Origin of the sequence: Gluconobacter cerinus (assembly GCF_002723935.1) — a bacterium.
GTDB lineage: Bacteria > Pseudomonadota > Alphaproteobacteria > Acetobacterales > Acetobacteraceae > Gluconobacter > Gluconobacter cerinus.
Genome location: NZ_BEWM01000028.1, coordinates 1 through 5,736 on the forward strand (window position 1 = coordinate 1; position 5,736 = coordinate 5,736).

The window sequence follows — 5,736 nt, forward strand, 5'->3', positions numbered from 1 at the left end:
AACACGGCTCTCTTTGGCCCTGTTGCAGAAATGGTTTCACCCCTCGGATGTTTTGAAGACGCGTCGTATGACACTCGCCAAATATGTTGCAGCCCACGCGGGAGGGAACCATCCGCACAGTGGGCCCTTTATGGAAACGCTGATCACAGGGTTACGTGAAGCGGCGCAATACACCTTATGTGTTTCCAGCTTGTTATGATGACCTCATGAACGACCCTGGCCAGAGTCGTTCATGAGGTGAGATACAGCGCTTAACACCTGGTAGCCTGACCACGTTTTCTAGCAGGCTGATCTCGCCTCTCTTCACCGTCTCGAACAGTTGACGGCGGCCCGGTTCCGGGACCGCGAACATAAGAAAGAGAGAGAGTGATATGTCTTCGGAAACGGTCATTGGAATAGATGTGTCTCGAGACTGGCTTGATGGCTTTTGCCTGTCAGAAAAGCAGAGATTTCGTTTGCAGAATTCACCTGATGGCCATGCAAGATTACTTGAAATTTTTCAGAGTATGCCGGACGATCTCAAGGTTGGGTTTGAAGCCACAGGCGGACAGGAATGGGCACTCTGGCGTGTTCTCATAAGTATGGGGATCAATGCGGTCCAGTTGCCACCAGCACAGATCAAGGCTTTCGCATTCTCCATGGGGAAGAGAGCGAAGACCGACCAGATCGACGCGGAACTGATTGCGCGCTTCATGGTTATCCGCCCAGAGGCCGGCCGAACACTGCCGGATGCAAAACTCCAGCTTCTGCGGGCACTGACGGTGCGCAGAGCTCAGATGGTGGAGGTACGCAAACGGCTTTCTGCTCAGATTTCGGCGCGCCGCAAGCAGGGTGTGAGCGCTGAACTGGAGGAGATGGACAGCAGTCTTAAAGCATTTCTTGAGAGCCAGATCAGCGAGCTCGAACAACGGATTGAAGGAGTCATTGCACAGGGCAAAGAACTCTCTGCCAAAGCAGAGCTTCTCCGTTCTATTCCTGGTATCGGCCCGGTATCAGTCGCCATGCTTCTCGCCGAAATGCCAGAGCTCGGCCGCATGACAGCGACAGAAGCCGCTGCCATGACCGGACTTGCACCAATGGCTCATGATAGTGGCGCGATGCGCGGGAAACGTGTCATTTCAGGGGGAAGAAGATCTCTCCGCCACGTCCTGTTCCAGGCAGGATTGGCTGCTGCCTACCATAATCCGGTTCTGAAAGCTGTTGCCAAGCGTATGAAAGAGCGGGGTAAGCCACACAAACTGGTGATCGTCGCTATCGCACGGCGTCTCGTCACAATCGCCAATGCCGTCCTCAAAACCGCCCTGCCATGGCGCATTAGCTCCGCCGCTTAAACACAGTTGCTAGGCTCAGGACTCATAGCCAGAAGATGACGGTTGCAGCGAGGCAGATGGCTGAGAAGAAGACATTCGGGCATCTGTCATAGCGTGTTGCGACCCTCCGCCAGTCCTTGAGCCTTCCGAACATAATCTCGATGCGATTACGGCGTTTATATTTTCTCTTATCGTATTTGACCGGTTTTCCACGAGATTTCCGTCCTGGAATGCAGGGCTTTATCCCCCTCTCTTCCAGGGCGTCCCTGAACCAGTCGGCGTCATACCCGCGATCGCCCAACATCCACTGTGCCATAGGAAGACTGTCCAGCAGGGCAGCGGCACCGGTATAATCGCTGACCTGTCCCGCCGTCATGAAGAAGCTCAGCGGTCGTCCGTTCTGATCGGTGATCGCATGCAGCTTCGTATTCATGCCGCCTTTTGTCCGTCCGATCAGACGCCCTGGATCCCCTTTTTTAGCCGCAGGCTTGAAGCCGTGCGGTGTGCCTTGAGATACGTCGCATCAATCATAATCGTCCGAGGCTCGGCTTTTGCAGCAGACAGGCCATCCATCATCCGCATGAAAATGCCCATGTCGCCCCAGCGCTTCCAGCGGTTGTACAACGTCTTATGTGGACCGTATTCCCGGGGCGCATCACGCCAGCGCATCCCATTGCGGTTCACGAAAATGATCCCGCTCAACACGCGACGGTCATCAACGCGAGGTTTGCCGTGGCTCTTTGGGAAAAAGGGCCGCAGACGATCCATCTGTTCATCCGTCAGCCAAAACAGGTCGCTCATCTCCAGTCTCCTCACAGAGCCTGAATCAGATTTCCGTAATCAAATCAATGGGTCCTGAGCCTAGAGTGTGAAGGCCCGTATCTGTATTATCCCAGCAGGCGATTACACTCACCCGCTTTTGCAGCGTTGGTAGAAGCCATGAGATATCATCTTCCTGTTTCTCAGAAATAATACTGTCATAACTGAGGAACAAATTTTCAAGGGATTTGCGCCATCTTCCATAGTGTGTCGCGTATCCAGCAATGCGCCTGATCGTCTCCGTAAGATCCATGCCAGATCATGTCGATCCTGACATCTGTCAATGCGACAGGCGGCGGGCTGGTTGTGAGATTGAAGATCTTTGCCAGCATCCGCGCAGGACGACTGTGCATTGTCGCTATCACGGGGGCCTGCACGAGCAAAGGAGCAACGCTCATAAATCTTGGCGTTGTTAGGGCAATTGAGCGGCTCAATCCCAAGAGCGCCAGGGCCTTATCGACTACACCATGCTCCCCAGGTCGCAAGCTCGTCAGCAGATGTGAGTATTTAAGAAAATCGTCGAGAGAGAGTGGCGTTTTCAATTTTGTAATATTGGAATTGAAGAGGACCAGATATTCATCTCGCATTAAAAGACGGCTTTTATGGTGGGTTTGCGCACCATTGAAGGGTCCTATGCCAATAGCCAGATCGATTTTATTTTCATCGATAGCACTGAGGACGGATTCAGGGTCGACGTTATGCAGGCGAAGGCGAATTCCTGGAGCCTTTTTCTGAAGATATTCCAGAAATCGAGGCATCAAAAGCATTTCAATGCTGTCTGGGACTGCAATCCTAAAAAGACGTTCGGCCGTGGTTGGGTTAAATGGCGTCTCACGCCCCAACAAGGCCTGAAGACCACTGAGTGCCTCTCGCACAGGCAGACGCAGTGCTTCCGCGCGTGGGGTCCGTCGCATGCCGCCAGCATGTCGTGTCAGCAGTTCATCTCCAAAAAGAGTTCGAAGACGCCCCAGATTATGACTCATGGCAGATTGGCCGATCCCCATAAGCTTTCCAGCCTTTGTGACACTTCCCGTTTCCAGAAGAGCATCCAGAGCGATCAGAAGATTCAAATCGAGCCCAGCCAAATTGATATGATCGATACCCACCATTGACCTCATTTGTTTGTTTGATCCTGTCTGTTCTCTTATCTTCTGGCAACGGCTCTTGGGGGAGATAAGCCAGTCAATCAAAAAGGGGGAGAAAGTGCATGGCATTCAGGTCACCCGATACGAAGGCTGTTTCTGACGCCCTTTCGACAGTCGTGAGTGAGATTTCTCATGCCTTACGCTCTGTACGTATTGAAAATTGTCAGAGGGTAGCACGGATGATTGCATCTGCGCCGCGCCTGTATTTTGCAGGTGCCGGTCGCAGTGGCATTGGGATGGGAATGAATGCAATGCGGTTCATGCATCTCGGACTGAAGGTTCACATGCTGTCTGAACCAACAGCACCGGCCGTAAACTACGGAGATGTCGTAATTATTCCGTCAGGGTCCGGGACTACGGACAGTATGCTCGCGATTGCTCACAAAGTAATGCGTGCAGGAGCAGATGTTATTGCCTTGACGACAGCCGCAGACAGTCCCCTGAGCCAGATCGCGACTGTTTCGATCATCATAGATGCTGCCGGCAAGCAAAGCTCACACAGAGACTCCACGGTTCAGTACGCCGGGTCGCTGTTCGAACAGGCGGCCATTCTGGTTCTGGACAGCCTCTTTCATGCCATCTGGCAGGCCAACCACCTCGAAAACGACGTGCTTTGGGCCCGTCACGCAAATTGGGAATAATATTATGAAACTTCAGATTGCTTTGGATCTTCTGAGCACGAGGGAGGCTCTCCTTCTGCTGGGAAAGGTTGCCCCACATGTGGATATTATTGAAATTGGTACACCGCTCGTCAAAGCAGAGGGTTTAGCGGTTCTTAGAGCTATCAAGACTGCTTATCCAGAGAAAGAACTCTTCGCAGATTATAAAACAATGGATGCCGGGGAGCTTGAAGCCACCATGGCGTTTGAAGCGGGGGCTGACTCCGTCGGCGTGTTGGCCCTTGCGAACGATGCTACGATCGCAGGCGCTGTTAAAGCCGGCTATGCGCATCAGAAACGGGTCGTGGCAGATTTGATTGGTGTGCCTCCGCAGTACCGTCTCTCCCGGATTTCCGAACTAAAAGATCTGGGCGTTTCTCACGTCGAACTCCATGCGGGACTGGATGAGCAATCTTTACCTGGGTACAGCATTGTTGATCTGCTCAAGACAATTTCCGGGAGCGTGCTTCCATTCGCCGTGGCGGGTGGGATTAATGCCTCTACAATCACGACAGTCCGGGATGCAGGTGCCGAAATTGCTATCGTAGGTGGGGGCATTTATAGCGCGGAGGATCCTCAGGACGCAGCCCGAAGACTGCGCAATGCCATCAAATGATACCACAAAATAATTAAGGATCTGAAAATGAAGTCTCGGGCTGCTGTTGCTTTTGAAGCAGGGAAACCACTTGAAATTGTCGAAATTGATGTTGCGCCTCCCCGTCAAGGAGAGGTGCTCATTCGGATAACAAATACTGGCGTCTGTCATACAGACGCATTCACCCTGTCAGGCAATGATCCGGAAGGGCTTTTTCCAGTCGTGCTCGGGCACGAGGGGGCTGGCGTCGTTGTCGAAGTTGGCGAAGGTGTAACAAGTGTCGTCCCGGGAGATCATGTGATTCCGCTTTACACGGCGGAATGCGGTAAATGTGAATTTTGTTTATCCGGGAAAACCAATCTTTGTATTGCTGTTCGCGCAACACAGGGCAGAGGCGTGATGCCGGATGGTACAACGCGTTTTTCGTATAATGGTCAGCCTCTTTACCATTATATGGGATGTTCGACGTTCAGTGAATATACGGTTGTTGCTGAAGTCTCGTTGGCGAAAATCAATCCTGAGGCCAATCCCGAACACGTCTGCCTTTTAGGGTGCGGTGTCACGACGGGTATTGGCGCAGTGCATAATACTGCCAAGGTTCAGCCGGGGGATTCCGTCGCTATCTTCGGCCTGGGCGGTATTGGTCTTGCTGCAGTTCAAGGGGCGCGGCAGGCGAAAGCAGGACGCATTATTGCCATCGACACCAATCCGGAAAAATTTGCGTTAGCACGCCAGTTTGGCGCTACGGACTGCCTGAATCCTAAAGATTTCGATAAGCCCATTCAGGAGGTTCTGATCGAAATGAGTGGCTGGGGCATTGATCATACGTTCGAGTGTATTGGCAATGTCCATGTCATGCGCTCAGCCCTGGAAGCTGCGCATCGTGGATGGGGACAGTCCATTGTTATTGGTGTCGCCGGAGCGGGGCAGGAAATTTCGACACGTCCCTTTCAACTGGTCACAGGACGTGTCTGGAAAGGATCGGCTTTCGGCGGTGTCAAAGGCCGTTCCCAGCTTCCGATTATGGTCGAAGAGGCGATGAAAGGGGATATTGAACTTGCGCCCTTCGTCACGCACACAATGCATCTAAATCAGATTAACAAGGCTTTTGATCTCATGCATGAAGGAAAATCTATTCGGTCGGTTATTCACTTCCATTGATATAGGAGAGGTGGTTTCGTCCCTTCGGTCGGTTTTGTGAGCCTAGG

The 5,736-nt window shown here is 52.5% G+C and carries 6 protein-coding genes and 1 pseudogene; 5 read left to right on the forward strand and 2 right to left on the reverse strand.

The genetic code is table 11. The features are described 5' to 3' along the window. Positions 1 to 199: pseudogene (locus GCE01_RS17050) on the forward strand (hypothetical protein); the annotation flags it as partial. 172 nt (positions 200 to 371) lie between these two features. Next, positions 372 to 1,331, forward strand: a complete 960-nt coding sequence (locus GCE01_RS16285; RefSeq protein ID WP_099213675.1) for an IS110 family RNA-guided transposase — start codon at positions 372 to 374, stop codon at positions 1,329 to 1,331. Between the two features lie 22 nt (positions 1,332 to 1,353). Here GCE01_RS16285 and GCE01_RS16290 read toward each other — a convergent pair. Continuing rightward, a protein-coding gene (locus GCE01_RS16290; RefSeq protein ID WP_099213676.1) for an IS5 family transposase occupies positions 1,354 to 2,111 on the reverse strand; the annotation gives its coding sequence in 2 pieces (ribosomal slippage) (positions 1,354 to 1,790 and positions 1,790 to 2,111; 759 coding nt in all). Between the two features lie 197 nt (positions 2,112 to 2,308). Continuing rightward, a complete protein-coding gene (locus GCE01_RS16295) occupies positions 2,309 to 3,247 on the reverse strand; it encodes a LysR family transcriptional regulator (protein WP_244591284.1) in 939 nt (312 codons plus the stop codon). 89 nt (positions 3,248 to 3,336) lie between these two features. Here GCE01_RS16295 and hxlB point away from each other — a divergent pair, with 89 nt between their 5' ends. Genes hxlB through GCE01_RS16310 form a run of 3 tightly spaced genes read left to right on the forward strand, consistent with a single transcriptional unit; the run spans position 3,337 to position 5,689 of the window. After that, positions 3,337 to 3,915 carry a 6-phospho-3-hexuloisomerase gene (hxlB, locus tag GCE01_RS16300; protein ID WP_099213678.1) on the forward strand — a complete coding sequence of 193 codons (579 nt, stop codon included), beginning with the start codon at positions 3,337 to 3,339 and terminating at the stop codon, positions 3,913 to 3,915. A gap of 4 nt (positions 3,916 to 3,919) precedes the next feature. Beyond that, positions 3,920 to 4,549: a 3-hexulose-6-phosphate synthase gene (gene hxlA / locus GCE01_RS16305; protein ID WP_099213679.1), complete on the forward strand. Its 630-nt coding sequence runs from the start codon at positions 3,920 to 3,922 to the stop codon at positions 4,547 to 4,549. 27 nt (positions 4,550 to 4,576) lie between these two features. Beyond that, positions 4,577 to 5,689, forward strand: a complete 1,113-nt coding sequence (locus GCE01_RS16310) for an S-(hydroxymethyl)glutathione dehydrogenase/class III alcohol dehydrogenase (RefSeq protein WP_099213680.1) — start codon at positions 4,577 to 4,579, stop codon at positions 5,687 to 5,689. Positions 5,690 to 5,736 lie beyond the last annotated feature (47 nt).